The organism is Stenotrophomonas sp. KH_029 (assembly GCF_057839765.1).
Genome location: NZ_CM174498.1, coordinates 1,672,355 through 1,698,244, shown reverse-complemented (window position 1 = coordinate 1,698,244; position 25,890 = coordinate 1,672,355). Strand labels below are relative to the sequence as shown.

The following is a 25,890-nucleotide window of genomic DNA, read 5'->3' as shown; positions in this document are numbered from 1 at the left end:
GTTGGGCACCAATTCTATCGGTTTCCTGACGCACTTCAGGAGTGAGCCCGGTACCCACACGATTCAGCCGCGCACCGCGGCGAAGGAGACACGATGACCAGCAACGTGCAACCGCTCGCCCCGCGCCGCCTGCTCCGCAGAAGCGAGGTCCAGAACCGAGTCGGCCTGTCGAAATCGACCCTCTATTCGCGCATTTCGGCCGGAACCTTCCCCAAACCGGTCACCCTCGGGTCGTCGGTTCGGTGGGTCGAATCAGAGGTCGAGGCCTGGATTTCGGAGCGCGTTTCGGAGCGGGACCATGAAGCGGAAAATGGGGGTACGGCTGGGGGGTACAGCGCCAGGCCAAAACACGCCACCCCTTGCGGCATAAGGGTTAACCGGACCAACCAAGTAGAGCCCACCTCCACCACATCACCGTTTCGACGGTACATCAAAGGCTGGAACCCTCGGGCCCCGGCCTTTTTTGTGCCCCGCTCACGGCAGGGTGAACTTCCGCGCCATGCGCAGCGGCCATACCGAGGTGAACTGCGCGCCGCCGACCAGCCGGTACGCGGCGGACACGCTGCGCAGTACACCGAGCCGTTCGAGCACGTCCTTGGTGCGCCGGAAGGTCGGACGAGGTTCGGCGGTGAACATGAACAGGTTGATCTCCTTGGCGCTGACGTCATAGCCGTCCAGCGTCGCCGTACTGCCCAGGGCGGTGCTGAGTTCGGCCTCCAGCGTGGCCAGGAATGCCTCGTCGTCCAGCGAGCCGCGCCAGAACTTGATTACAAGCTGGTAATCCATGCGGTATGCCTGTCGTTCAAGGGGAACTGCCAAGGATACCCTGCCTGGTTCGGCCAGACCGCTGCCGCGCCCACCGACGCGCTCCCCTACTCGTCCGCTGCCAGTCGCGCATATACGTCGAAGTCGCGCGGCCGCCCGGCCACGCGGCGCAGCCGGCGCAGGCGCCCTTCATGCTCGAATTCGCAACGGCGCAGTACCGCGGCCGACGCCGCGTTGGTGTCCAGCACGCAGGCCTGGATGCGCTGCCAGCCGAAGCTGGAAAAGCCCCAGGCGCAGACCTGCCGGCAGACCGCGCTGGCAATGCCGCGCCCCTGGTATTCGGGCACCAGTTCGTAGGCGATTTCGGCACTGCCGTGCTGCGCATGGATGCTGTGGAAGCCGATGCTGCCCACCAGTGCGCCGGCCGCGTCGACGATGGCCAGGCGGATCTGCGTTGCGGGGGCCGGCGCTTCCAATGCGTCGAAGATCGGGGCCAGGTCGGCCACCGATGCCAGCTGCCAGCTGGTGTGCTCGAGCAGGCCGGGCCGCGACAGGCAGGCGAACCAGGCATCGGCATCGCTGCGCAGCAGCGGGCGCAGGCGCACCTCGGCGTGGCCGGACGATGGAAGGGGATGGACGCTCATGCCTGGCAGTTCCCGGGTGGGCAAGAACCGCCATTGAAGACCGGGCCGACGACGCGGCGCAAGCGCTGATGGCGCGATCCGCGCCACGATGCCATTCCTGCGCCTGCTTGCCATGCGTCCGGCCGGGGCGACGGGCGATGACGGTGGCATTACGCGCGCCGGCGCTGAACTGAGGCAGCGGTCAAACTCTGCACCCACCGACGGCGATCGGCCAACGCCGGCAATTCCGTCGTGCCGTATTCCATGCGACCCTTCGAAAAACACTGTCATGGAATGGAGGGATTCCAATGTTGCCTGGTTTTCGTGGTACCGCGCTGCTGGCGCTGCTGGCCCTGTCGTTGCCGGCAGGCGCGGCGCCGGCCGAGACGTCCGCCCCGCTGCGGGTGATGTCCTTCAATGTACGCACGCCGGTGGACACCGAGCCGGGCCGGCGCTGGGAAGACCGCCGCGAGGCGATGGTCTCGCTGCTGCGCGAGCAGCACCCGGCCGTGTTCGGCACCCAGGAACTGGTGGAAAAGCAGGCCGACTACCTGGTCGAGCAGCTGCCCGGCTATCGCTGGTTCGGCCAAGGCCGGCGCGGCGGCAGCGGCGATGAGCACATGGGCGTGTTTTACGACAGCGCGCAGCTGCGCGTGGTCGAATCCGGCGATTTCTGGCTGTCCGATACGCCCGAGGTGGCCGGCAGCATCACCTGGGGCAACCTGATGCCGCGCATGGTCAGCTGGGCGCTGTTCCAGCGCCAGGCCGATGGCCGGCGTTTCTATCTGTTCAATACCCACCTGCCCTACCGGCAGGAGGACGAGCCGCGCCGCGTGCGGGCGGCCAAGTTGATCGCCGAACGGCTGGGCGAACTGCCCGCCGACATCCCGGTGGTGCTCACCGGCGATTTCAATACCGAACCGGGCAGCGACACCTATGCCACCTTCACCGCCGCGCTGGGCGATGCGCGCCGGCTGGCCGGCAAGGTCGATGGCCCGCGGCTGACCTTCCACAACTTCAGCGGCACGCCCACGGTGGAGCTGGACTGGATCCTGGTGCGCGGTTTCACGGTGGACCGTTTCCGCACGCTGGACGACACGCCCGGCGGCGTGCTGCCGTCGGATCATTACCCGGTGCAGGCCGAGCTGCGCTTCCCGGCAGCGGCCACGCGCTGAATCCGGCGGGCGCATCACACCGCATGGATGCCGGGGGTGCGATACAGCACATCCGCCCCTTCCCTGGAGCCCCCCCGCCATGGCCCACCGCAGCCGGCTTGCCGGATTCATCATCGATTGCCAGGACACCCCCGCCGATGCGGCCGCCGCCTTCTGGTCGGCGGCGCTGGGTTACCGGGCGCAGCCGGCGTATCGCGAGGACGGCGCCGAATATGCCGACCTGGAAGGCGCACCGGCCGGCCTGAACGTGGAAGTGCAGCGCGTGGCGCACGCCTCGCGCGTGCACCTGGATATCGAAAGCGACGATATCGATGCCGAGGCCGACCGGCTGGAGAAGCTGGGCGCGCGCCGGATCGGCTTCGTCAAACGCTGGTGGGTGATGGAAGCGCCCACCGGGCACCGCTTCTGCATCGTGCGCATGGGCGATGAGGACGGGCATGCAGCCACCAACCTCTGGGAATGACACAGGCCGTCGCGGTTGCGCAATGGATCGACCGACCGCACGGCGCCCGTGCTGATCGCATCTGGTAGGCGCGGGCCGCAAGGCCGGCAACCGGCGACGTCGATCAGGCCAATGCCCAGCGCCGGCCATGCCATGCGGGGGCGACACGCGCCCCCGCAGGTTTTTTTACCGAAGCGTCCCGGCCACTGCCGGGGGCGCTGCATCCTGCTGCTGGCCCCAACCGCCCAGCGCCTTGTATACCCCGACCACACTGACGTTGACCGTGGATTCGGCCGCCGCCAGGGCGTCATCGGCGGCCAGCTGGGTGCGCTGGGCGTCGAGCAGGGTCAGGAAGTCTTCCGAGCCCTCGCGGTAGCGGATCTGCGCCAGCTGTTCGGCACGCCGCGCGGCCTGCGCCTGCTCGGCAACAATGCCTAGTCGTGCCTGCTGCTTGGCGTAACGGGTCAGCGCGTTCTCGGTATCTTCCAGCGCCAGCAGCACCGCCTTTTCGTACTCGGCCGCCGCGCCGTCGGCCTGCGCCTTGCTGGCACGCAGGCGCGCCTTGACGGTGCCGAAGTCGAACGCGGCCCAGCTGATCGACGGGGTCACCGACCAGGCCTTGTTGGCGCCGTTGACCAGTCCGCTGGCATCGCCGGACAGGAAGCCGACGAAACCGGTCAGGCTGATCCGCGGGAACAGATCGGCGGTGGCCACGCCCACCCGGGCGGTCGCCGCGGCCAGGCGACGTTCGGCACTGCGCACATCGGCCCGCTGACGCAGCAGGTCGGTGGTGTCGCCCAACGGCAGCTGCTTGGCATAGGCCGGTACTTCACGCGGCTGCAGCAGTGCATCCAGCGCATCCGGACGCTGCCCCAGCAAGACCGCCAGGCGATGCCGCGACTGCACTTCAGCCACTTCCAGCAGCGGGATGTCCGCCTCGATCGCCTTCAGGCGTGCGCGGCTGCTCTGCACGTCCAGTTCGCTGCCGGCACCCAGTTCCCAGCGCGCTTCGGTCAGCCGCTGGGTGTCACGCAGATTGACCAGGGTGCGCTTGGCCACGTCGATGCGCTTCTGGGTACCGCGCAGTTCGAAGTAGTTGCGCGCCACTTCGGCCGCCACGGTGACCTGTGCATCGGCCAGGTTGTCCTGCTCGGCACCCAGGTCGGCACGCGCCGCTTCGGCGGCGCGGCGCTGGCGGCCGAACAGGTCCAGCTCCCAGCCGGCATCGAAGCCGAGCTGGTAGGTTGCGCTGAAGATCCGTTCGCCACCGGCGGTGGCATCGGGCTGTTTGCGGCGGTCGTAGCTGCCGCCACTGGTCACGTGCGGCAACTGGTCCAGGCGCTGTTCGACGAACACCGCGCGCGCTTCACGCACGCGGGCCATCGCAATGCGCAGGTCCAGGTTTTCGCCCAGTGCGTCGTGCACCAGCTGTTCCAGCACCGGGTCGTCGAACTGCGCCCACCAGCTGGCCACCGGCGAAGTGGTGCTGAACACCGGCGCGGCGGCGCCCTGCAGGCTCACCGGGGTGGCCGGTGGCGCCTGGTAGTTGGGGCCGACGCTGACGCAGCCGGCCAGCAGCGCGCTGGTCACCGCTGCGGTCAACAGGCGGATCACCATGGCAGCACCTCGCCGAGGTAGGTGAAGCTGCCGTTGGGGCCGTCGGCATCGATCAGCGCCATGCCGACGCTGGAACGCGCGCCTTCGCTGATTTCGATCTCACCCTCGCCACCGTTCATGTCGGTTTTGACGTAGCCCGGATGCACGGTGTTGACCTTGGTGGTGCTCTCGCGCAGCTCATAGGCCAGCTGCACGGTCCAGGCGTTCACCGCGCTCTTGGAGGCGTTGTAGGCCGGCACCGCGAAGCCGTAGATCGGCGAACCCGGTTGGCTGTGCAGTGTCAGCGAGCCGAGGATGCTGGACACGTTGACGATGCGGCCGGCCGGCGAGGCGTTGACCAGCGGCAGGAAGGCCTGGGTCACGGCGATCACTGCGAACACGTTGGTGTCGAAGGTGTCGCGCCAGGTCTGCAGGGTCTGCGCCGACGGCGCCAGCTTGATGTCGTCGAGCAGGATGCCGGCATTGTTGACCAGGATGTCCAGGCGGCCGTGACGCTCGGTCACGGTCTGCACGGCGGCGGCAATGCTGGCCGCATCGCCCACGTCGAGCTGGATCGCCTCGACCGGCAGGCCTTCGGCCTGCAGCTTCAGTGCTTCGGCCACGGCCACATCACGCTTGCGCCCGGCCAGCAGGGTGTGCACGCCGGCCTGGGCCAGCTGGCGCACCGTTTCCAGGCCGATGCCGCGGGTGGCACCGGTGACCAGTGCGATCTTTTGGGTAGCGGTATTCATGTAAAAAACCTCGCGGGGGAAGCGATCAATGGTGGATGGTCGGCTCGCCGTGGGTCACCAGCTGCCCGCCGCCATTACGGCTGACGAACTTGCGCAGGGCCACGTAGAACACCGGGGTCAGGAACAGGCCGAACAGGGTGACGCCCAGCATGCCGGCGAACACCGTGATACCGGTCACCGAGCGGACTTCCGCACCGGCGCCATGCGAGAGCACCAGCGGAATGGTGCCGGCGATGAAGGCGATGGAGGTCATCACGATCGGGCGCAGACGCAGGCGGCAGGCTTCCAGCGCGGCTTCCACGATCCCCTTGCCGCCCATTTCCAGCTCGCGGGCGAACTCGACGATCAGGATCGCGTTCTTGCATGCCAGGCCCATCAGCACCACCAGGCCGACCTGCACGAACACGTTGTTGTCGCCGCCGGTGGCCCACACGCCGAACAGCGCAGACAGCAGGGTCATCGGTACGATCAGGATCACCGCCAGCGGCAGCGACCAGCTTTCATACAGCGCGGCCAGCACCAGGAACGCCAGCAGGATGGCCACCGGGAACACGATGAAGGCGGCCTTGCCCTGGGTGGCCTGCTGGTAGCTCAGGTCGGTCCACTCGGTGGTCATGCCCACCGGCAATACCTTGCCGGCGATGTCGGTCAGCTTGGCCATGGCCTCGGCCGAGGACAGCATGCGCGGATCGGCTTCGCCGGCCAGGTCGGCCGCCGGGTAACCGTTGAAGCGCAGCACCGGGTCCGGGCCGTAGGTTTCCTTCACGGTCACCATCGAGCCGATCGGCACCATCTCGCCGCGGTTGTTGCGGGTACGCAGGCGGCTGATGTCTTCCACGCTGTCGCGGAACTGGCCGTCGGCCTGGGCGATCACCTGCCAGGTACGACCGAACTGGTTGAAGTCGTTCACGTACGCCGAACCCAGGTAGGTCTGCAGCGTGTCGAACAACTCGGTCAGTTCCACGCCCTGGGCCTTGGCCTTGACCCGGTCCACTTCGGCATCCAGCTGCGGCACGTTGGCCTGGTAGCTGGTGATCGGGAAGGCCATGCCCGGGGTCTGCGCGACCGCACCCTGCATCGTGCTCACCGCCGTCTGCAGCGCGCCGTAGCCGAGATTGCCGCGGTCCTGGATGAACATCTGGTAGCCGTTGCCGTTGCCCAGGCCGAGGATCGGCGGCGGCATCATGGAGAACGCGAAGCCCTCCTGCAGCCCGGCGATCTTGGCGTTGATTTCGGCATTGATCTGCGCGGCGGTACGGCCCTTGCGCTCACTGAACGGCTTGAGCGGAACGAAGGCCACACCGGTGTTGGGCGTGTTGGTGAACTGCAGTGCGTTCAAGCCGGGGAACTGGATCGTGTGCGCCACGCCATCGGTGTTGCGCGCGATCTCGGCGACCTTGGCCAGCATGGCATCGGTACGCGCGATCGAGGAGCCTTCCGGCAGCTTCACACCGGCGATCAGGTACAGCTTGTCCTGGGTCGGGATGAAACCGGCCGGCACCGCCTTGAACATCAGGCCGGTGGCCAGCAGCAGGCCGGCGTACACCACGAATACCGCGCCACGACGGCCGAGGATCTTCGACACGCCACCTTCGTACTTCTCCGAGCTGGACTTGAAGAAGCGGTTGAACGGACGGAAGATCCAGCCGAACAGCCGATCGATCACGCGGGTCAGGCCATCCTTCGGCGCACCGTGCGGCTTGAGCAGGCGCGCGGCCAGGGCCGGCGACAGGGTCAGCGAATTGATCGCCGAGATCACGGTCGAGATCGCAATGGTGACGGCGAACTGCTTGTAGAACGCACCGGTCACGCCCGACAGGAACGCCATCGGCACGAACACCGCGCACAGCACCAGCGCGATCGCCACGATCGGCCCGGACACTTCACGCATCGCCTGATGGGCCGCAGCCAGCGGGGTCAGGCCTTCTTCGATGTTGCGCTCGACGTTTTCCACCACCACGATCGCGTCATCGACCACGATGCCGATCGCCAGCACCAGCCCGAACAGGGTCAGGGTGTTGATCGAGAAGCCCAGCACGTACAACGCCGCGAACGTACCGACGATGGACACCGGCACGGCGATCAACGGAATGATCGAGGCGCGCCAGGTCTGCAGGAACAGGATCACCACCAGCACCACCAGCGCGATGGCTTCCAGCAGGGTGGAGACCACGGCCTTGACCGAGTCGCGCACGAAGATGGTGGTGTCGTACACCGCCTCGTACTTCACGCCGGCCGGGAACTGCTTGGTCAGCTCATCCATGGTGTGGATGACCGAGTCGCGGATTTCCAGCGCGTTGGCGCCCGGGGCCTGGAAGATACCGATACCGACCGCGTTCTTGCCGTCCAGCTGCGAACGCAGCGTGTAGTCACCGGCGCCCAGTTCCAGGCGGGCGACATCGGACAGGCGCACCACTTCACCATCGTCACCGGCCTTGAGCACGATGTCGCGGAATTCCTGCTCGCTGCGCAGGCGACCCTGCGCGTTGATCAGGGTCAGGAAGTCGCTGCTGGGCATCGGTTCGGCGCCGAGCTGGCCGGCCGAGACCTGCACGTTCTGCTCGCGCATCGCACGCACCACGTCGCTGGCGGTCAGGCCGCGCGCGGCGATCTTGTCCGGGTCCAGCCAGGCGCGCATGGCGTAGTCGCCGCCGCCGAACATCTGCGCATCGCCCACGCCCTGCAGGCGTGCCAGTGCATCCTTGACGTGCAGGCGGGCATAGTTGCGCAGGTACAGCGAGTCGTACTTGCCGTCCGGCGAGGTCAGGTGGACCACCATCAGGAAGGTCGGCGACTGCTTCTGGGTGGACACACCCTGGCGGCGCACGTCCTCGGGCAGGCGCGCCTGCGCCTGGGCGACGCGGTTCTGCACCTTGACCGCGGCTTCGTCCGGGTCGGTGCCCGGGCGGAAGGTCACGGTCATCTGCAGCACGCCGTCGGAGCCGGCGACGGACTTGATGTACATCATGTCCTCCACGCCGTTGATCGCCTCTTCCAGTGGCGTGGCCACGGTTTCGGCGATCACCTTGGGGTTGGCGCCGGGGTACACCGTGCGCACCACCACCGACGGCGGCACCACTTCGGGGTACTCGCTGATCGGCAGCATGGGGATCGCGATCAGGCCGGCGGCGAAGATCACGATCGACAGCACCGCCGCGAAGATCGGCCTGTCAATGAAAAAACGGGAAAAGTCCATGGGTGGATTCCTGGGTGTTCGCCGACACCGGCGTGCAGGGCCCCTGCCGCTGTCGCAGGCGACAGCGGAGACAGGCAGCCCCGCACGGGGCGTCAGCGAGGGAAGATCAGTTCAGTGCGGCGGTGGCTTTCGGGGCAACGGTGCCGGCGGCCGGCTGCATCGGGACCGCCTTGGCCTGGACGGGCATGCCGGGCATGAAGACTTTCTGCACGCCGTCGATGATCACCCGGTCGCCGGCCTTCAAACCCTGCTCGACGATGCGCAGGCCCTCGGCGTTGCGGCCAAGCTGCACGTCGCGGCGTTCGGCCTTGCCGTCCTTGCCGACCACGTAGACGAACTTGCGGTCCTGGTCGGTCAGCACGGCCTTCTCGTCGATCAGCATGGCCTGGAACTGGCCGCTGCCGAGCAGCTGCACGCGTGCGAACAGGCCCGGGGTGAAGGCGCGGTCGGCGTTGTCCAGCAGCGCGCGGACGCGGATGGTGCCGGTGCTGCGGGTGACCTGGTTGTCCAGGAAGTCGACCTTGCCTTCGTGCGGGAAGCCCGCTTCGCCGGACAGGCCTACCTTCACCGGCAGGTCGCTGTCGCGCTCGCTCGGGCGTTCGCCGTTGCGCGCCATCTGCGCATAGCGCAGGAAGGTGCCCTCGTCGGCATCGAAGTAGACAAACACCTTGTCCAGCGACACCAGCGTGGTCAGCACGCTGGCGCTGTCGCCGGCGGTGACCAGGTTGCCGGCGGTGACCATCGCCCGGCCGGCGCGGCCACTGATCGGCGCACGTACCTTGGTGAACTCCAGGTTCAGCGCGGCCGCATCCAGCGCGGCCTGCGCGGCCTGCACACCGGCACCGGCCTGGTCGGCCGCGGCGCGGCGCTGCTCCCAGGTTTCGGTGGAGATGGCCTGCTGATCGGACAGCTTCTTGGCGCGCTCGGACTCGCTGCGCGCCAGCGCGGACTGAGTGCGGGCGCGGGCCAGCTCGGCGCGGGCGCGGTCGTACTCGGCCTGGTAGCTGCGCGCGTCGATGGTGAACAGCACGTCGCCCTTCTTCACTTCGTCGCCTTCGACGTAGTTGACCTTGTCGATATAGCCGGACACGCGCGGGCGCAGCTCGACGCTCTCCACCGCTTCAACGCGGCCGCTGAAATCGTCCCACTGGCTGACCGGCTTGATCAGCACCGGGGCGGCACTGACCTGCGGCGGCGGCGGCATGCCGGCTTCCTCGGCGTGGCCGCCACTGCAGGCGGCCAGCACGGCGGCGGCGAGGATGGACACGCTGGCCATGGCCAGTCGTCGGGTGAAGCGGTGCGGGGTGGGGTTGTTAGAGGTCATGACATGCATCCATACGGAAGGGGTGGTGAGACGAAAACGAAAGGGGGGGAGGAACCGGGCGCATAGCCTGCGACCTGAACCTTGGTAGAGGTCAAGCAGCGCCGGCGGTATCGCGCGACATCGGGGGAGGCCAGTCCAGGTGCAGCAGCCCGCGCGGCAGTTCGGCATCGCGCGCGTCGCAGCGCACGATGGCGCGGTTGTCCGTACAGTTGTCCAGCAGCGAAACCACGCGGCGCCCGACCAGCAGCGCGCTGGGCCATTCGATGCAGGCATTGGCCGCATTGGCCGGGGTGCACACCGGGTTGCACACTTCCAGCATCTGCGCGCGCACGCCCAGCGCCTGCGCTTCCTGGTGCAGCACCTGCGCGTACATGCGCGTGGTGGACATGGTGATGGACGACTCGCCGTGGCCGGCCCACGGCTTGTAGCCGGCCGGGCCGCCGACCAGCACGTAACGGCGCGCCTGCTTGCCCGCGCGCAACAACGGCAGCAGATGGCGGCCGGCATGCACGTGCGGCATCACGTCGGCCTGCAGCGCCTGCAGCAGCGCATCGCCGCTGCGGTCGGTGACCCGGCCACGGTTGTACGGCCCGCCCATCGCATCGACCACCGCCGCCAGCGTGCGCCGGCGCAGCAGCAGGCGTTCGGCCACGGTACGCGCCGAACCATCGTCGCCGAGCGAGCCGAGCAGGGTTTCCAAGCCCGGCTCATCGGCGAACTGGTCCTGCAGGGCGGCCAGCCGCGCGGGGTCGCGGCCGACCACCAGTACCGGGCTGCCGGCCTCCAGCAGGGCGGCCACGATGCCCTGGCCGACGGCGCCGGTGCCGCCCAGCACCAGTACCTCCGGGGCCAGCATCCCACTCATGGGACTTTCACTCCCGTCGCCGGGATAATCCCAATCCGACCCAGTCGATCACCATGGCGGGCACCCAGGCGCAGGCTGCCGCCGCGCTGCAGGTTGGCGGGCGGGGTGAACTCACCAAAAGCCTTGTGGGAGAAGCGCGGAGCACGCTTCTCTACGGTCATGGCCAGGTCCAGAGGGGCTTTGCGGCCGCTGAGTACACGGCCAAGAATGTTCCGCAACCACATGGTTGTCGTCCTTCAATTCGGGAATGGCGCCAGATTAGTCCTCAAACTCCCACTTGATTAGTCCTGATTAAGGGGAATAATCGTCCCGTCCCCGGCACAATCTTTCGGGCACCCTACCGCTCCCCCTCCCCCGACATCGGACTCCGTCATGGCCCACGATCTCAACGACACGCTGATCTTCGTCAAAGTGGTCGAGCAAGGCAGCTTCATCGCCGCCGCCAATGCGCTCGGCCTGCCCAAGACCACGGTCAGCCGCAAGGTGCAGGAACTGGAAACCCGGCTTGGCGCCCGCCTGCTGCACCGGACCACCCGCCGGCTGGGCCTGACCGAGGCCGGTTCGGTCTACCACGAGCATTGCCAGCGCATCGCGCGCGAACTGGAAGAAGCCGAAGGCGCGGTCAACCAGCTGCAGTCCGGCCCGCGCGGCTGGCTGCGTTTCACCGTGCCCTATTCGATCGGCATCACCTGGATCGCACCGTTGCTGGGCGAGTTCCATGCGCAGTACCCGGAAATCCAGCTGGACATGCACCTGGGCAACGAGAAGCTGGACCTGATCGCCGGCGAAGCCGACCTGGCCCTGCGCGTGGGCACCCTGCCCGACTCCAACCTGGTGGCGCGCAAGCTGGGTAGCCTGCGTACCCAGGTGTTCGCCAGCCCGGCCTACATCGAACGCTACGGCGAACCGCTGCACCCCGATGAGCTGCAGTTCCACCGCATCCTGGCCATGCGCAAGGCGCGCAACCTCAACAACAACCGTTTCTTCTGGCAACTGGGCGAAAACGGCGGCGAGCTGCGCGATTTCCCGGTCAACCCGTTGCTGGTGGCCAACGATCCGTCTGCGTTGAACGGTGCCCTGGTGTGCGGCGAAGGCCTGCTGCTGACCGGCGATGTGATGGCCAAGCCGTTCGTCGAATCGGGCATGGTGCGCCGCGTGCTGGCCGGCTGGACCGGCCCGGAAGTGGATTTCAACGCGGTGTTCGCCGGCGGCCGGCTGGTCTCGCCGAAGGTGCGCGCCTTCGTCGACTTCCTGGTGGCCAAGCTCGACTTCGACGCCAACTACATGCTGGCGCAGTGCCCGAATGCGAAGTTCGCCAAGCAGCAGAACAGCCAGGCGGAAGCGGAAATGCAGGCGGCCGGCAAGCGGATCCTGGAGACGGTGACCGCCGGCTGACAGCCGCACACGGTGCCGCGATGACACGGCCGCCTTCGGGCGGCCGTGTCGTTGTTGGCTGATTCGGCGCGGCGTGTCGCACACGGCACGATGGTGCAACGCATCCATTGCAGGTATGCGACATCGTCGACTGCGATCTTCATCACGCCTTGCATGATTGGGTCACGCACTTTTCCCAACCGTGTCACGTTGTGCGCAGCATCGATGAACCCCGCCGTATTTCCACGGTCAGCGCGGCGTTACGTTCGCCCCCACTCGACCCGGCCACCCCGGCCGGACGCATTGGAGGCGACGATATGCATCATTCGTTCCGCGCGCAGCGCACCCGGCCGCGCAAGACCACGCTGTCCCTGCTGCTGGTGGCGTTGCTCACGCCATTGCCGGCCCTGGCCCAAAGCACGGTGGGCGACATCCTCGGCCATGTACCCGACGCGGCCGGCGGCAGCGTGCAGATCCGGCACCTGGAAGCGGGCACCTCGCGCCAGGCCCGCATCCACACCGATGGCAGGTTCCGCCTGCCGGCGTTGTCCACCGGCCAGTATGAGATCGTGGTCACCCGCCCCGATGGCAGCACCGAGCAGCGTCAGGTAACCGTGGTCGCCGGGCAGACCACCCAGGCCGATTTTTCCGCGGCCGCCACGCTGGCAACGGTCAACGTGCGCGCCAGCCACATCGCGCCGATCGACCTGGGCAGCGTGGAAACCCGCACCACCTTCACTGCCGAACAGCTCAACGCGCTACCGGTGGCGCGCGATGTCACCAGCATCTCGCTGCTTACCCCGGGTACGGTGGCCAGCAGCGGCTTCTTCGACAATGCTTCGTTCGGCGGTGCATCGGCGGCCGAAAACAGCTATTACATCAACGGTTTCAACGTCACCAACCTGTTCGACAGCCTGTCCTTCGCCGAAGTACCGTTCCAGGCCATCGACCAGCTCGACGTACAGACCGGCGGCTATGGCGCCCGCTACGGCTTCTCCACCGGCGGGGTCACCAGCGTCAACGTCAAGCGCGGTACCAATACGTGGAAAGGCGGTGCCAGCTGGACCACCGTGCCCAACGCGCTGCGCGAGAACGCGCCGGACACGTTGATGTCCGATGGCAGCGTGCTGCGTTCGTACGACAACAACCGCCAATCCAGCGATGTCGTCAGCGCATGGGGTGGCGGGCCGCTGATCCAGGACAAATTGTTCGTGTTCGCCATCGGCAGCCTGTCACGCGCCGACACCACCACCTTCGGCGGCCGCACCGCCAGCAACGCACGCGATCCCGATGCCCCGGACACTCCCGTACCGCCGACGTCGCTGTCCAGCTCGGCGCAGGACTACCGTTCGCGCGATCCGTACTGGCTGCTGAAACTGGACTGGTACCTCAACGACAGCAACCACCTGGAATACACCGGCGTGGACAACCGCCGCCGCTACCGCTACGACTACTACGATGCCGAGTACAGCGGCCCCGAGCCCGGGGCCGAGGCGGCCAAGACCGACTACCGCGGGCGACTTGAGGGGCGTTCCGGCGGCACCACTCATGTGCTGAAGTGGACCAGCCAGCTCAACGACGACCTTACCCTCAGCCTGCAGCACGGCCGCATGCGCAACATCACCGGCCAGTACACGATCAGCCCCGATGGCCAGCGCGGCGATTACGACGGCGACATCAACGGTGCCGACGGCCAATGCCCGTATGTGATCGACCGGACGCTGGGCAAGCAGGTCGGCTGCGCAGTGAACAGCCAACTGGACCTGCGCGCCGGCAGCAACCAGCGCGTCGGCACCCAGGCCGACCTGGTCTGGCAACTGGGCACCCACCAGCTCGGTGCCGGCTACAGCCGGGAGGACTGGACCTCGGTACAGGGCAGCGCCTATTCCAGCGGCGCCTACTGGAACCTCTACCCCAACTATGCCCAGCGCATCAATTTCCGCACCGGTGGCCGGATCGGCATCAAGCAGGCCTCCTGGTACCTGGAGGACCACTGGCAGGTCACCGACCGGCTGATGCTGTACGCCGGGCTGCGCAACGACTCGTTCGACAACCGCAACGGCAGCGGCGCCACCTTCGTCAAGCAGGCCAACATCTGGCAACCACGGCTGGGGCTGTCCTGGGATCCCAGCGGCGACGGCGACAGCAAACTGTACGCCTCGCTCGGCCGCTACTCGTTGCCGATCGCGGCCAACGTGGCGCTGCGCGCGGCCACCGCCTCGTACTACACCATCAACTACTTCACCTACGACGGCTACGACCCGGTCACCGGCAAGCCGAACATCACCGGCCCCTACCGCGATGGCAGCGCCGACAGCGTGGTCAACGGTGCCGACGGCAGCCCGCCGGATCCGCGCGCGGTCGCCTCGCAGGGGCTAAAGCCGTATACCCAGGACGAGGCGATCCTGGGCTACCAGCGCCAGCTGCGTTCCTCCCACGACTGGCTGGATGGCTGGACCCTGGGCGCCAAACTCACCGTGCGCCGGATCAACCAGGTCATCGACGACACCTGCGACGCCCGGGCGCTGTACAACGCGGCCAAGTCCGCCGGCTACGACGTCTCGCACTGGGACAGCGAATGGGAGGTGCCCAGCGGCCTGCCGGGCTGCTGGCTGTTCAATCCCGGCAGCGACCTGACCCTGGACATCGACGTCGATGGCGACGGCAAGCCCGACCGCATCACCGTGCCGGGCAGCGAACTGGGCCCGAAGGCCAAACGCAGCTACCGCTCGCTGACGCTGTCGGCGGAAAAGCGCAGCGAACGCTGGTATGCCAGCGCCAGTTACACCTGGGCCAAGCTATATGGCAACTACGAAGGCCTGGTGAAGAGCACCAACGGCCAGGACGACACCGGCACCACCTCGGACTTCGACTTCAAGGAACTGTCCTACGGCGCCGACGGCTACCTGTTCAACGACCGCCGCCACAGCATCAAGCTGTTCGGCAGCTACCAGCTCAACCCGCAGTGGCAGCTGGGCGCCAACCTGCTGGTGCAGTCGGGCACGCCGATCAGCTGCCTGGGCGGCGGCAGCGGCAGCTTCGGCACCGAGTTCGGCTATCGCGGCGTGTTCCATACCTGCAATGTCGGCGAGGATGACATCGCCAAGCTGGGCAGCAGCGGGCGCACGCCATGGACGATGTCGTTCAATCCCAATGTGATGTATGCACCGGCGGCGGTGCCGGGCCTGAGCGTGCAGCTGTCGGTGATCAACCTGTTCAACTCGGTCAAGCCGGTGCAGGTGTACGAGACCCGCTACGACGTCAATTCAGCCGGCACCGTCACCGACTATTTCAACTACGCCAGGGCACGCTACAACACCACGCCGCGATATGCGCGGCTGCAGGTGCAGTACGACTGGTGAGCGATAGGTGCCGAGTGTGGGCCGACATGGGCCCGCGAACCGGCCGATGCGTTCATGGTGTACCGGCCAACGGCCGGTACCTACGAGAATGCCGCCTGCAAGGGCGGCATCGTGGCGGCGCGGTAGGTGCCGACCGTTGGTCGGTACAGATCCGCGAATGGGCCGATGCCTTCATGACATACCGGCCAACGGCCGGTACCTGCGGGAATGCCGCCTGCAAGGGCGGCATCGTGGCTGCGCGGTAGGTGCCGACCGTTGGTCGGTACGCCGCGCGAATGGGCCGATGCCTTCATGACGTACCGGCCAACGGCCGGTACCCACCAGAATGCCGCCTGCAAGGGCGGCATTCTGCTCCGGCCTGCGGCCGTAGCGTTACGTCAGTAACGCGCAGCGTTACTGACGCAACGGAATCACCCGGATTTCGACGCGGCGGTTCTGCGCGCGGCCGGCGTCGGTGTTGTTGTCGGCGATCGGGTAGGCCTTGCCGGCGCCGAGGGTTTCGATGCGCGCACTCTGTACGCCCTGGGCGGTCAGGTAGGCGGCGACCGAATCGGCACGCTGCTTGGACAGGCGGTTGTTGACCGCATCGCTGCCGATGCTGTCGGTATGGCCGACCACTTCGATCATGGTCTGGTTGTACTCGGCCAGGGTGCTGGCCACGCCGTTGAGCGAACCGTAGAACTGCGGCTTGAGCGTGGACTTGCCGAAGTCGAAGGTGATGCCGTCGGGCAGGTTCAGGGTCAGGTTGTCGCCGTCGCGGGAGACGTCGATACCGGTATTGGCGGTACGCTCGCGCAGCGCACGTTCCTGGCGGTCCTGGTACTGGCCCACCGCCGCGCCGCTGAGCGCACCGATACCGGCGCCGATCATGGCGTGCTGGCGGCGCTCGGTGGCACTGTCGCCGCTGAGCAGGCCGGCGGCCACGCCGATCGCGGTGCCGATCAGCGCATTGCGGCCGGTCTTGTTCTGCTGCTGGGTCGGGTTGCCATACGGGTCGCTCTGCACGTACGAGCCGCCGGTGGCGCAGGCCGACAAGGCGGCGGCAGTCATCAGGGCCAGTGCCACGTTACGGGTAGCGGGACGAATCATGGGTGTTCTCCTAGGTTGCCGGTGTACCGGCTTGCGGGCCGCCCAGAGCATAAACAGCCAGACGCGATGCCGGCATGACGATGCCAACCGCCATGCCCTCCCTGTTCAGGTTTCCGCCCCGAGCGCAGCCCGGGGTCAGTCCCCGCCGGTCTGCCGGTAGGCAGCCAGCGCCGCATCGCGACCGGCGGCCAGATCCACCAGCGGCAGGGGCGGATAGGTGGGCACCAACTCGGCCAGCAGCAGCGGCTGCTGCCAGGGCGCGAAGCGCGCCTTGACCGGCAACGCGGCCAGCTCCGGCACCCAGCGGGTGATGTAGCGTGCCTGCGGGTCGAACTTCTGCGCCTGGGTCACCGGATTGAAAATCCGGAAATACGGCGCGGCGTCCGCCCCGGTGCCGGCCACCCACTGCCAACCCATGCTGTTGTTGGCCAGGTCGGCATCCACCAGCGTGTCCCAGAACCAGCGCGCGCCTTCGCGCCAGTGTTGGCGCATGTGCTTGCACAGGTAGCTGGCGACGATCATGCGCACGCGGTTGTGCATGTAGCCGGTGGCCCACAGCTCGCGCATGCCGGCGTCGACGATCGGAATGCCGGTGCGGCCCTGCTGCCATGCGCGCAGCGCCTGCGCATCGGGCCTTGCCCACTGGAACTGATCGAAGCGCGGGTTGAGGTTATGGTCCGGGGTCTGCGGGAAGTGATGTAGCAGGTGGTACGAAAACTCGCGCCAGCCCAGCTCGCGGATATAGCCGTCGATGTCGGCATCGCCGCCGGCACTGCGCTCGCCCTGCAGGCGGCGGACGATCTGCCACGGTGCGATCTCGCCGAAATGCAGGTGCGGCGACAGCAGCGAGGTACCGACCCGATCGGGCAGATCGCGTTGCTGGCGATAACCGCCGAGCGCACCGTCGATGAAGACCGTCAGCGCCTCATGGGCACCGGCCTCGCCGGGTTGCCAGTGGTCCCAGAACTGCCGGTCCCACGGGACCGACGGCGCCAATCCCAATGACTCGAGCGTCCCGCTGACCGCGCCGTGCGCGGGAAACCGGTCCGGTACACGGCTCGGCGCCGGCAACTGCAATCGGGTCAACGCATTGCGCCAGAAGGGGGTGAATACCTTGTACGGCCCGCCCTGCTGGGTGGCCAGATCCCAGGGTTCGAACATCAGGCTGCCGTTGTGGCTCTCGGCCTCAATGCCCTGCCCGCGCAATTCGCGTTTGATCTTCGCATCGCGCGGCTGCGTGGCCGGTTCGTATTTGCGGTTCCAGTACACCGCCACCGCACCGGTCTGCTCGATCAGCTGCTGCAGTTGCGCCTGGCTGTCGCCGCGGCGCAGCACCAGACTGGACCCGCGCGCGCGCAGGTCGGCGTCCAGCGCCGCCAGCGAGCGATGCAGCCAGGTGTTGGACGCACCGCCCGGGGCCCAGTCGCCCTCCTCCTGCGGCGCATGGATGTAGACCGGTACCGGCACGTGGCCTGCATCCAAGGCGGCCTGCAAGGCCGGGTTGTCCCGCAACCGCAGGTCACGGCGAAACCACACCAGCGCTACCGACACAGGCCTACCCCGGAAGATGCAAGCGGCAATGATAGCCAGTGCAGGTGAAGGACAGGCAGCGGTCGCGCGTCGGCGGCCCACACTGTTCCACGCCGCCGCGCTTGACCTCAATCATGCTTGAGGTTCTATCGTGGCGTCCGTCGAACCGATGCCGGCGCGCCCAGGCAACCTGTGCAGCGTGCCGGCCCCCTCCCCCTGTACTGCCGGAGATATCCATGGCTTATACCCTCCCCACCCTGCCCTACGCCTACGACGCGCTGGAACCGCACTTCGATGCGCGCACGATGGAGATCCACCACGCGCGCCACCACCAGACCTATGTCAACAACCTCAACGCTGCAGTGACCGATGCCGGGATCCAGGCGCTGCCGGTTGAACAGCTGATCGCCGACATCGCCGCGCTGCCGGAAAGCGTGCGCACGGCCGTGCGCAACAATGGTGGCGGGCATGCCAACCACAGCCTGTTCTGGACCGTGCTCAGCGCCAACGGCGGCAACCCCGAAGGCGCGCTGGCGGCGGCGATCGAACGCGATCTGGGCGGCTACGCGGCGTTCAAGGAGGCCTTCAGCAAGGCCGCGCAGACCCGTTTCGGCAGTGGCTGGGCGTGGTTGACGCTGGCTGCCGACGGCAGGCTGCTGGTCGAAAGCAGCGCCAACCAGGACAGCCCGTTGATGGGCGAATACGCAGGCCTGTCCGGCGGCACCCCGATCCTCGGCCTGGATGTGTGGGAGCACGCCTACTACCTGCACTTCCAGAACCGTCGCCCGGACTACATCGCCGCGTTCTTCGAGCTGATCGACTGGGCCGAAGTCGCGCGCCGCTACCAGGCCGCCGGCGGTCGTTGATGGACGCCGGTCCTGCACCGGGCGTCGGCACGCAGCTCTTCGCCACGCCGTCCGGGGCTGCGGTGCCGGACCGGCCCCTGTCCCCGGCCGCGCTGCGCCATGCCTTCGGCCAGTACCCCACCGGGGTGGCGATCGTCGCTGCACGCGCGGACGACGGCAGCCTGATCGCGATGACGATCAACTCGTTCGCGTCCCTGTCGCTGGAACCGCCCCTGGTGCTGTGGAGCCTGTCGAACCGCTCGCCGGACCTGCCGGCATACCGTATCGGCAGGCCGTTCTCGATCAGCATCCTGGCGGCGCGGCAGATCGCGCTCGCGCGGCATTTCGCCGATGGGAAGCTGCGGCGCGCAGCGCTACCCGGCGCGATGATCGAGCACCCCAGTGGCGTGCCCCTGATCGGCGATGCGGTGGCGCAGCTGGTCTGTAACGTCGAGCAGACACTGCCTGCCGGCGATCATATGTTGATCATCGGCCGGGTCGTGCAGCTGGATACGGCGCCCGGCGATACCCTCGCCTTTCACCGCGGGCGCTATGCCCGCCTCGCCAATGCCTGAGCAGGAGCGCATGGACATCCCCGCGCTGCACCTCCTGCTCGACCGCGGCCGCGACAGCGCCCTGCTGCGCTTCGGCCTGGGCAAGGCGCTGCTGGACGCAGGCGACGCGACGGCAGCGGTCACCCACCTGCAGCACTGCGTCGCACAGGATCCGCGCTACTCGGCGGGCTGGAAATGGCTGGGCAAGGCGCATCTGGCCGTGGGCGATACGGACGCCGCGGCACGGGCGTGGCAGGAAGGCAGTGCCGTTGCCGGGAACAACGGCGACAAGCAGGCGGTCAAGGAGATGGCCGTGTTCCTGCGCCGGCTGCAGAAGGCCAACGCGGGCCGGGCGTGATCGCCCGGGACCACGCACTTGCCCATCAGTCGCCCTTCGCGCGCCGCTGCTGCGCATCGAAGCGCTGCATCGAGGCACGGATCAGCGCCTTGGCCTCGGCGGCATTGCCCCAGCCGTTGAGCTGGACCGGATTGCGGTCGGCCGGCAGGTCCTTGTAGACGCGGAAGAAGGCTTCGATGCGCTGCCGTTCGATCAGCGGCAGGTCGTCGAGATCGCGGATGCTGGCGTAGGTCGGATCGATCTTGTCGGTCGGCACGCCGATCACTTTTTCATCCTGCTCACCGTCATCGACCATCTTCAGGAAGCCGATCGGGCGGAAACGCACGATCACCCCCGGATGCAGCGGCTCGCGGGTCAGCACCAGCGCGTCCAGCGGGTCGTTGTCGCCGGCCAGGGTACGCGGCATCGAGCCGTAGTTGGCCGGATAGGCCACCGGCATGGACTGGAAGCGGTCCACATGCACCAGACCGTCTTCCTTGATCTCGTACTTGGTGAAGCTGCCGGCCGGAATTTCCACCGCCAGGTTGACTTCCTCCGGCGCGTCCCCGGGCTGCGCGGCCAGCAACGGGTGCAGGACCGCGTTGGCGGCCAGGCTGGCACCGGCCAGCAACAGCAGGGCGGCGGCCAGCGCGGCCAGGGGAACCAGACGTTTGCGTCGTTGCATCATGATGCTCTCCACGGAAGGCCGGGCGCGCGATTGCGGCCCGGCCCGACGGTCATTCCCAGCAACGGTCGGCGCGGCCCTTGAGGGTCCGGGCGCGCGTGCAGTCGCGGGGGGCGATGCGTCCCTGCGTCAGTTCGGTCTTCTGTTTGCGGCCATCGGCGCCACGTGTCAACTCGAAGCCGTCGTACAGGCGCCCGGTGACAGTGCGCGCCTCATAGCGCAGGTGGCCCGGATCGATCTTCAACACCTGGAACAGTTGGGTGTCCTCGCCGACCGGCGCCATGCTGGCGCGGGCCTCGTCCGAAAGCCGGTATTGCTTCGGCCCGGCCACGCTGACCACAAACTGCGGGGTTGCGCCCTGCCCTTCGCCGCGGCGGCCGTAGGTGTGGTCGTGGCCCTGCAGGACCAGGTCGACCTGGTGACGACGCACCACCGGCAGCAGCACATCGCGCAGCGCGGTGTTCTGGCGGCCTTCGCGCGGCGAATAGAACGGCTGGTGCAGCAGCACGATGCTCCACGGGTGCGGGTTGTCGGCCAGCACCTGGTCCAGCCAGGTGGCCTGCGCCTTGGCCGTGCCCAGATCGAGCGCGGAGGTGCCATCGAGTACGGCGATGCGCACGCCCTGATAGTCGAACCAGTAGGTGCTGGCGTCGGCGGCGTCCACGCCATTGCGCGGCAACGCAAAGGTCACCGGCCAGTGCCGGCCGAGCACCCGGCGCTCCTGCGGGGTGTCTTCGAACTCCTCGAAATACTCGTGGTTGCCGATCGCCGGGGCGACCGCGGTTTCCTGCGGCAGCCAACCGGCGGCGGCGAACCACTCGCCCCACTCGCTGTCATCCTGTCCATCGCCACCACTGACCAGGTCGCCGGCGAACAGGCTCAGGCGCGCGTCCGGGGCAGCCTTCAGGCCGGCACGCATGACCCGCGACACGTGGCTGAGGTTCTTGTTCTGGGTGTCGCCGAAATACAGCAGCGTCAGCGGCTGGTCGGCACGGCCGGCCGTGCGCAGCTGGTTCCAGGCGCTCCAGGTGGCCTGGCCCTGCACGCGCCACAGGTACAGCGTGTCCGGCTGCAGGCCGGTCACGTCAGCGCGGTGATGATGGGACGCGCCCAGTTCGGTGGTCAGCGGCTGGGTGGTGGCGGTGATGCGGGTAGGCGTGCCGACATCGGGAGAGTCGCCGGCCAGTACCCATTCCAGCACCGGCGCCTGCACCGAGGTGTCGGTCCGCCAGGCGACCGAGAAGCCGCGCGCGGCGTCCTGCGCCGGCGAGGCGACCAGCCGGTCCGGGAAGCCGGTGGCCGCGTAGTGGCGGCTGCCGGCCGGCACCTGGGTGTTCGGCTCGGCATCGGTCTGGGCAGCCTTCCTGGCCAGGGCATCGCCGCTGCACAGCAGCAGCGCCATCGCCAGCGCGGTCAAGGCGGCAGGAACGCGGCTCACGCACCACACTCCAGTGGCAGTGACAACTGCTTGGCGATGCTCGCCCAGTCGAAGGCAACCACGCCCTGGTCGTCGTGCACCGCGTACAGCGCGCCATGCGGGAAGCGCGCCGACGGTGCCTGCATCGACCAGATGCCGTCGGTGTTGGCCACCGTATTGCCCTGGAACGCACCGACGTGCCTGAGGGTATGCCGGTCGAACAGATGGAACACGCTGCGCTGCCTGCCCTGCTCGGTGGTGATCCACCAGCCATCCTTGCCGCAGGTACGCAGCATCACGCCTTCGGCCTGGGCCTGGAACGCATCGCGGCCGAAGGTGGTGCCGGTGAAGCGCCCTTCCAGCGTGTACACCTTGAGCTCGCTGGCATAGCTTTCGTCTTCCTCGGCGATCAGCAGGCGGTCGTTGGCCGGGTCGCCCCAGATCGACTCGACCACGCGCAGCGCGCCGGCCTGGCTGGTATCGCCGATGCTGGCGGTGAGCGTGGCCTGCACCTTGCCGTCCTGCACGGTGAGCGCATAACGGCGCACGCGCTTGTCCAGTTCGGCCAACGGCGGCAGCACGTCATTGCCCTGTGCATCCTCGCCGGCGTGGTAGGAGTCGGTCACGTAAACATCGTAGCCCTGGCGCTGCTTGTTGACCCACAGCCCGTAGGGCTTGCGCAGATCGGTGCCGGCAAACACGCCCAGCGGCTTGAACTCCGGCAGCTGCAGTACCTGCACGCGGTGGTTGTCGCGTTCGACGACCAACACCAGGTCATCGACCACGGCGATGCCGTTGGGACGATCGAACTGGCCCGGCGCGGTGCCCGTGCTGCCGACATCGCGCAGGTGCGCCCCGGTCTGGCCGTCGTAGACCACCAGTTTGTCGGTGGCCTTGGCGGTGGCGATCAGCCACACCGCGCCATCGGGCGTGGCCCAGCTGGCCGGCGAGTCGATGTTGTCGTCCGGGGTCATCGGGGTCAGGAACGCCTCGGCGATGGTGGCGACATCACGCGCGGTGGGGGCAGCGGCCATCGGCGCGGCCGGTGCCGCAGCGTCCGGTGTGGCGGCCGGCGTGCAGGCCGCCAACAGCGCCAGGGCGAGCAGGGTCAGGCAATGGGAGGCGCGCATCACAGGGCCACCTTCAGGCCGAGGGCGTAGGTGCGGCCATATTCTTCGTTCTGCAAGGTGCGCGAGCGCACGCCCTGGTACAGCTCCAACGGCTTGTCGAGCAGGTTCTGCGCTTCGAAGTAGACGCTCACGTTGGGGGTGAACTTGTAGTCCAGGCTGAAATCGAGCTGGGTATTGGGCGCCACGTAGATGTCGTAGGCGCCGCTGTCGCCCAGCGAATCCAGGTACTCGCTGCGGTAGACCGCGGCCACCCGGGTGCTGAAACCGGCCTTTTCATAGCCCAGGTGCGCGCTGTACACATGCTTGGAGGCGCGCGGCAGCGTGAAATCGTCGCGCTCGCGGCCGGCCACGCCGGGATCGAAATCGGTGTCCAGCCAGGTGCCGCTGGCGCCGACCAGCAGGCCGTCCCAGCCCGCCGGCAGGAAGGCGAGCTGCTGCTGCCAGTTGAACTCGGCGCCCTTGACCGTGGCCTTGTTGCCGTTGATCACGCGGGTGACCTCGAAACCCGGGTAAGCCGGGTCGTTGTTGCTCACCGTGTTGACGATGTAGCCGTCGATCGACTTGTGGAACACGCCCAGCGAGACGATGCCGGTGCTGCCGATGTACTTCTCCAGCGAGAGGTCGATGTTCTTCGATTCATACGGGTCCAGCTGCGGATTGCCGATCCGGACTTCCTCGTCGCCCCGGCTCAGGCCGACGCGCGGCGCCACGTCGCCGAACGACGGGCGCGAGACGGTCTTGTTGGCGGCCGCGCGCAGCACCCAGTCATCGCCGGCGTCGTAACGCAGGTGCAGGCCGGGCAACACGTTGGTGTAGCTGCGGCTCACGCTCAACGGCGTGACCGTGAAGCTGCGGCCGTTGCTGGCCACCTCGACACTATTGCCGGTGGCGCTGAACTGGGTGTTCTCCACGCGCACGCCGCCGATGATGCGCAGCGCGCCGACATCCCAGGTGCCCATTGCGTAGCTGGCGAAGATGTCTTCGCTGGCGGTGTAATCCTCTTCCAGCGAGGTCAGCGCGTTGCCGCCGGCATCCTGCGGGCGGGCGCCGTACTTGCCGCCGTTCTGCGCCCAGTAGCGGCGCATCGCGTCCGAGCTCATGCCCTGCCCCAGGCTGCCGCCGCGATGGTCGGGGCTGGTGGTGGTCCAGTCCGACAGCGCGATCGCCGGACCCAGGCGCAGTTCGCGCTCGTCCACATTGACATCGCGGTCGCGCCAACGCCCAAGCAGGCCGAACTTGTAGCTGGACGCGTCGCCATCGAAACGCAGGTTGATCTGCGCGCTGTGTTCCTTGTCGTCCACGCGCTTGGGCGAGAGCACTACACGGTCGAAATCGTAGTTGCCGTTGTCCATCCAGCGCGCGTCGCCGAGCGTATAGCGTGGGATACCGGTGTTCTGGTCCACGGTGGCGCCCAGGTCATCGCCGTCGTACTCGAAGCGCGCTTCCATCTCGTCGTTGACGCGCTCTTCGGTGCGGGTATAGCCGACCTTGTAGTCGACCACCGCGTTGGTCAGGCGGTTTTCGCCGCCGGCGCTGGTGGTGAAGGTGTTTTCCTTCTTGGTGCGGTAGCGCATCCGCTTCTGGATCGCATCGGCCGGCAGGTCATCGACGCGGTACTGGTTATTGCCCAGTGCGGTGACCTGGCCATCACCGAAGTTGAAGATGGTGCGCTGGCGGGTTTCGGCATCGTCGAACTGGCTGTACAGCGTGCGCAGGTAGTAGCGGCTGTCATCGTTCGGACGCCAGTCCAGGTTGAGGTTGGCGCCGATGCGCTTGCGCTCGATTTCGTACTTGCGCTGCTGCAGGCTGTTGGCGAACAGGTCGCCCTCGTCGCCGCCGTCGAACTGGCCGTACTCCACTTCGGTGTTGTCCGACTCGAACTTGCGGTTCTGGTAGTTCACGCCCAGCGCCACGCCGAACGTATCGGCGAACACTTCGCTGTAGTTGATCGCCGCCTTGGGGCTGGTGTTGCCGGAGAGCTGCTGGTGGCTGGCTTCGATCTTGCCGCGCAGGTTGCGTCCTTCCCGGTCGAAGGCCGAGGCCGACTCGACCAGGATCGCGCCGCCGATGGCATCGCCGGGCATGTCCGGGGTGGGCGACTTGACCACGCGCAGGCGTTCGGTCGAGTCGGAGGGAATCACGTCCAGCGGCGCGGCGCGGCTGGAGTCTTCCGGGGTGCCGATGGCGATGCCGTCCACGCTGACGCTGTTGAGGGCGGCATCCAGGCCCCGGATCACCACGAAGCGCCCCTCGCCCTGGTCGCGGGTGACGCTGACGCCGGGCAGGCGCTGCAGCGATTCGGCCACGTTCTTGTCCGGGTAGACGCCCATGGCATCGGAGGACACTGCGTCTTCGATGGCATCGCTGCTGCGTTTGAGGTCGACCGCGCGGGTCTGCGATTCCAGCTGCGGGCGGACCTCGACCCGGTCCAGGTCGACCGCATTGCCGCTGGCCGCTGCACTGGTGGCCAACGCCTCGGCGGCGAAGGCGGACGGACTGGTCATGACCAGCAACGACAGGCTGATGGCCAGCCCCAACGAGGTCTTCTTGTGCACGGTTTCCCCAACGGTGTAAAGATTGGGTCAGCACGTTATGTCCGGCAGGTTGCATGGGCATGACACCGGGGGTATGGCGTGACCTCCAGCCCTATTCCGGTAGTGCCGGCCGCTGGCCGGCAACCTCACTGAAGATCTAAGGCGAAGTGCAGCGTCTCGATCTCCTGCGGGAGGGGAGGACAGGCAGCCCCATGCGGGACACGCCGTAAATACGTCCGTGTAGGCTTGGCGAAAACTTGCTCGCATGCGCTTTCCTGCGCATTCGGCAAGGCCG

General features: G+C 67.5%; 21 protein-coding genes and 1 pseudogene. 8 read left to right on the top strand and 14 right to left on the bottom strand.

Annotation, left to right across the window (positions count from 1 at the left end; genetic code table 11):
* Positions 1 to 93: 93 nt before the first annotated feature.
* A pseudogene (locus AC3ITM_RS07885) lies at positions 94 to 270 on the top strand (helix-turn-helix transcriptional regulator); the annotation flags it as partial.
* 204 nt (positions 271 to 474) lie between these two features.
* Here the strand turns inward: AC3ITM_RS07885 and AC3ITM_RS07880 are convergent.
* Together AC3ITM_RS07880 and AC3ITM_RS07875 are read right to left on the bottom strand one after the other, a co-directional pair.
* Positions 475 to 786 carry a hypothetical protein gene (locus AC3ITM_RS07880; RefSeq protein ID WP_489269669.1) on the bottom strand — a complete coding sequence of 104 codons (312 nt, stop codon included), beginning with the start codon at positions 784 to 786 and terminating at the stop codon, positions 475 to 477.
* An 86-nt stretch (positions 787 to 872) separates the two neighbouring features.
* Positions 873 to 1,409, bottom strand: coding sequence for a GNAT family N-acetyltransferase (locus AC3ITM_RS07875; RefSeq protein ID WP_489269667.1), 537 nt, complete (start codon positions 1,407 to 1,409; stop codon positions 873 to 875).
* Between the two features lie 287 nt (positions 1,410 to 1,696).
* Between AC3ITM_RS07875 and AC3ITM_RS07870 the strand changes: the two genes are divergently transcribed.
* A complete protein-coding gene (locus tag AC3ITM_RS07870) occupies positions 1,697 to 2,563 on the top strand; it encodes an endonuclease/exonuclease/phosphatase family protein (RefSeq protein WP_489269665.1) in 867 nt (288 codons plus the stop codon).
* 79 nt (positions 2,564 to 2,642) lie between these two features.
* Complete coding sequence (locus AC3ITM_RS07865) at positions 2,643 to 3,026, top strand: VOC family protein (RefSeq protein WP_489269663.1); 384 nt, start codon at positions 2,643 to 2,645, stop codon at positions 3,024 to 3,026.
* Positions 3,027 to 3,191: 165 nt separating this feature from the next.
* Here the strand turns inward: AC3ITM_RS07865 and AC3ITM_RS07860 are convergent, their stop codons facing one another.
* The 6 genes from AC3ITM_RS07860 to AC3ITM_RS07835 form a co-directional block, all read right to left on the bottom strand.
* On the bottom strand, positions 3,192 to 4,622 hold the full coding sequence (locus tag AC3ITM_RS07860) for an efflux transporter outer membrane subunit (RefSeq protein ID WP_489269661.1): 1,431 nt from the start codon (positions 4,620 to 4,622) through the stop codon (positions 3,192 to 3,194).
* Positions 4,616 to 5,353: an SDR family oxidoreductase gene (locus AC3ITM_RS07855; protein WP_489269659.1), complete on the bottom strand. Its 738-nt coding sequence runs from the start codon at positions 5,351 to 5,353 to the stop codon at positions 4,616 to 4,618. Before AC3ITM_RS07855 ends, AC3ITM_RS07860 begins: the two co-directional genes overlap by 7 nt.
* Before the next feature lie 25 nt (positions 5,354 to 5,378).
* The gene (locus AC3ITM_RS07850) at positions 5,379 to 8,549 is read right to left on the bottom strand and encodes an efflux RND transporter permease subunit (RefSeq protein ID WP_489269657.1); all 3,171 of its coding nucleotides are present in this window, start codon (positions 8,547 to 8,549) and stop codon (positions 5,379 to 5,381) included.
* A 106-nt stretch (positions 8,550 to 8,655) separates the two neighbouring features.
* Positions 8,656 to 9,873: an efflux RND transporter periplasmic adaptor subunit gene (locus AC3ITM_RS07845; RefSeq protein ID WP_489269655.1), complete on the bottom strand. Its 1,218-nt coding sequence runs from the start codon at positions 9,871 to 9,873 to the stop codon at positions 8,656 to 8,658.
* A gap of 91 nt (positions 9,874 to 9,964) precedes the next feature.
* Positions 9,965 to 10,738 carry an SDR family NAD(P)-dependent oxidoreductase gene (locus AC3ITM_RS07840; RefSeq protein ID WP_489269653.1) on the bottom strand — a complete coding sequence of 258 codons (774 nt, stop codon included), beginning with the start codon at positions 10,736 to 10,738 and terminating at the stop codon, positions 9,965 to 9,967.
* The gene (locus AC3ITM_RS07835; protein WP_489269651.1) at positions 10,735 to 10,899 is read right to left on the bottom strand and encodes a hypothetical protein; all 165 of its coding nucleotides are present in this window, start codon (positions 10,897 to 10,899) and stop codon (positions 10,735 to 10,737) included. Before AC3ITM_RS07835 ends, AC3ITM_RS07840 begins: the two co-directional genes overlap by 4 nt.
* 211 nt (positions 10,900 to 11,110) lie before the next feature.
* Here AC3ITM_RS07835 and AC3ITM_RS07830 point away from each other — a divergent pair, with 211 nt between their 5' ends.
* Both AC3ITM_RS07830 and AC3ITM_RS07825 read left to right on the top strand, forming a co-directional pair.
* Positions 11,111 to 12,133 (top strand): LysR family transcriptional regulator, encoded by a 1,023-nt coding sequence (locus tag AC3ITM_RS07830; protein ID WP_489269649.1) that lies wholly within the window; start codon positions 11,111 to 11,113, stop codon positions 12,131 to 12,133.
* A 296-nt stretch (positions 12,134 to 12,429) separates the two neighbouring features.
* Entirely contained in the window at positions 12,430 to 15,474 is a 3,045-nt protein-coding gene (locus tag AC3ITM_RS07825) for a TonB-dependent receptor (RefSeq protein WP_489269647.1), read from the top strand.
* Positions 15,475 to 15,867: 393 nt separating this feature from the next.
* Here the strand turns inward: AC3ITM_RS07825 and AC3ITM_RS07820 are convergent, their stop codons facing one another.
* Together AC3ITM_RS07820 and AC3ITM_RS07815 are read right to left on the bottom strand one after the other, a co-directional pair.
* Entirely contained in the window at positions 15,868 to 16,563 is a 696-nt protein-coding gene (locus AC3ITM_RS07820) for a YiaD family glycine zipper/OmpA-like lipoprotein (protein WP_489269645.1), read from the bottom strand.
* A gap of 135 nt (positions 16,564 to 16,698) precedes the next feature.
* Positions 16,699 to 18,114 carry a cryptochrome/photolyase family protein gene (locus AC3ITM_RS07815; protein WP_489269643.1) on the bottom strand — a complete coding sequence of 472 codons (1,416 nt, stop codon included), beginning with the start codon at positions 18,112 to 18,114 and terminating at the stop codon, positions 16,699 to 16,701.
* Between the two features lie 215 nt (positions 18,115 to 18,329).
* On the opposite strand from AC3ITM_RS07815, the gene AC3ITM_RS07810 reads away from it, so the two are divergent.
* Genes AC3ITM_RS07810 through AC3ITM_RS07800 form a run of 3 tightly spaced genes read left to right on the top strand, consistent with a single transcriptional unit; the run spans position 18,330 to position 19,850 of the window.
* Positions 18,330 to 18,959: a superoxide dismutase gene (locus tag AC3ITM_RS07810; protein WP_489269641.1), complete on the top strand. Its 630-nt coding sequence runs from the start codon at positions 18,330 to 18,332 to the stop codon at positions 18,957 to 18,959.
* Positions 18,959 to 19,513 carry a flavin reductase family protein gene (locus tag AC3ITM_RS07805; protein WP_489269639.1) on the top strand — a complete coding sequence of 185 codons (555 nt, stop codon included), beginning with the start codon at positions 18,959 to 18,961 and terminating at the stop codon, positions 19,511 to 19,513. The genes AC3ITM_RS07810 and AC3ITM_RS07805 overlap by 1 nt, the downstream gene beginning before the upstream one ends.
* 10 nt (positions 19,514 to 19,523) lie before the next feature.
* Positions 19,524 to 19,850 (top strand): tetratricopeptide repeat protein, encoded by a 327-nt coding sequence (locus AC3ITM_RS07800; protein WP_489269637.1) that lies wholly within the window; start codon positions 19,524 to 19,526, stop codon positions 19,848 to 19,850.
* A 25-nt stretch (positions 19,851 to 19,875) separates the two neighbouring features.
* On the opposite strand, the gene AC3ITM_RS07795 is transcribed toward AC3ITM_RS07800, so the two are convergent.
* The 4 genes from AC3ITM_RS07795 to AC3ITM_RS07780 are packed head-to-tail and all read right to left on the bottom strand — an operon-like array spanning position 19,876 to position 25,565.
* Positions 19,876 to 20,514, bottom strand: a complete 639-nt coding sequence (locus AC3ITM_RS07795) for an inorganic diphosphatase (RefSeq protein ID WP_489270056.1) — start codon at positions 20,512 to 20,514, stop codon at positions 19,876 to 19,878.
* Positions 20,515 to 20,566: 52 nt separating this feature from the next.
* Entirely contained in the window at positions 20,567 to 21,916 is a 1,350-nt protein-coding gene (locus tag AC3ITM_RS07790; protein ID WP_489270055.1) for a purple acid phosphatase family protein, read from the bottom strand.
* A 32-nt stretch (positions 21,917 to 21,948) separates the two neighbouring features.
* Positions 21,949 to 23,061, bottom strand: a complete 1,113-nt coding sequence (locus AC3ITM_RS07785) for a phytase (RefSeq protein WP_489269635.1) — start codon at positions 23,059 to 23,061, stop codon at positions 21,949 to 21,951.
* Positions 23,061 to 25,565: a TonB-dependent receptor gene (locus AC3ITM_RS07780; RefSeq protein WP_489270054.1), complete on the bottom strand. Its 2,505-nt coding sequence runs from the start codon at positions 25,563 to 25,565 to the stop codon at positions 23,061 to 23,063. Before AC3ITM_RS07780 ends, AC3ITM_RS07785 begins: the two co-directional genes overlap by 1 nt.
* Positions 25,566 to 25,890 lie beyond the last annotated feature (325 nt).

Bases quoted from the DNA above. Each gene is read 5' to 3' on its own strand.
- AC3ITM_RS07880 (WP_489269669.1), bottom strand. From the start codon at position 786: ATGGATTACCAGCTTGTAATCAAGTTCTGGCGCGGCTCGCTGGACGAC.
- AC3ITM_RS07875 (WP_489269667.1), bottom strand. From the start codon at position 1,409: ATGAGCGTCCATCCCCTTCCATCGTCCGGCCACGCCGAGGTGCGCCTG.
- AC3ITM_RS07870 (WP_489269665.1), top strand. From the start codon at position 1,697: ATGTTGCCTGGTTTTCGTGGTACCGCGCTGCTGGCGCTGCTGGCCCTG.
- AC3ITM_RS07865 (WP_489269663.1), top strand. From the start codon at position 2,643: ATGGCCCACCGCAGCCGGCTTGCCGGATTCATCATCGATTGCCAGGAC.
- AC3ITM_RS07860 (WP_489269661.1), bottom strand. From the start codon at position 4,622: ATGGTGATCCGCCTGTTGACCGCAGCGGTGACCAGCGCGCTGCTGGCC.
- AC3ITM_RS07855 (WP_489269659.1), bottom strand. From the start codon at position 5,353: ATGAATACCGCTACCCAAAAGATCGCACTGGTCACCGGTGCCACCCGC.
- AC3ITM_RS07850 (WP_489269657.1), bottom strand. From the start codon at position 8,549: ATGGACTTTTCCCGTTTTTTCATTGACAGGCCGATCTTCGCGGCGGTG.
- AC3ITM_RS07845 (WP_489269655.1), bottom strand. From the start codon at position 9,873: ATGACCTCTAACAACCCCACCCCGCACCGCTTCACCCGACGACTGGCC.
- AC3ITM_RS07840 (WP_489269653.1), bottom strand. From the start codon at position 10,738: ATGAGTGGGATGCTGGCCCCGGAGGTACTGGTGCTGGGCGGCACCGGC.
- AC3ITM_RS07835 (WP_489269651.1), bottom strand. From the start codon at position 10,899: ATGACCGTAGAGAAGCGTGCTCCGCGCTTCTCCCACAAGGCTTTTGGT.
- AC3ITM_RS07830 (WP_489269649.1), top strand. From the start codon at position 11,111: ATGGCCCACGATCTCAACGACACGCTGATCTTCGTCAAAGTGGTCGAG.
- AC3ITM_RS07825 (WP_489269647.1), top strand. From the start codon at position 12,430: ATGCATCATTCGTTCCGCGCGCAGCGCACCCGGCCGCGCAAGACCACG.
- AC3ITM_RS07820 (WP_489269645.1), bottom strand. From the start codon at position 16,563: ATGATTCGTCCCGCTACCCGTAACGTGGCACTGGCCCTGATGACTGCC.
- AC3ITM_RS07810 (WP_489269641.1), top strand. From the start codon at position 18,330: ATGGCTTATACCCTCCCCACCCTGCCCTACGCCTACGACGCGCTGGAA.
- AC3ITM_RS07805 (WP_489269639.1), top strand. From the start codon at position 18,959: ATGGACGCCGGTCCTGCACCGGGCGTCGGCACGCAGCTCTTCGCCACG.
- AC3ITM_RS07800 (WP_489269637.1), top strand. From the start codon at position 19,524: ATGGACATCCCCGCGCTGCACCTCCTGCTCGACCGCGGCCGCGACAGC.
- AC3ITM_RS07795 (WP_489270056.1), bottom strand. From the start codon at position 20,514: ATGCAACGACGCAAACGTCTGGTTCCCCTGGCCGCGCTGGCCGCCGCC.
- AC3ITM_RS07790 (WP_489270055.1), bottom strand. From the start codon at position 21,916: ATGGCGCTGCTGCTGTGCAGCGGCGATGCCCTGGCCAGGAAGGCTGCC.
- AC3ITM_RS07785 (WP_489269635.1), bottom strand. From the start codon at position 23,061: ATGCGCGCCTCCCATTGCCTGACCCTGCTCGCCCTGGCGCTGTTGGCG.
- AC3ITM_RS07780 (WP_489270054.1), bottom strand. From the start codon at position 25,565: ATGACCAGTCCGTCCGCCTTCGCCGCCGAGGCGTTGGCCACCAGTGCA.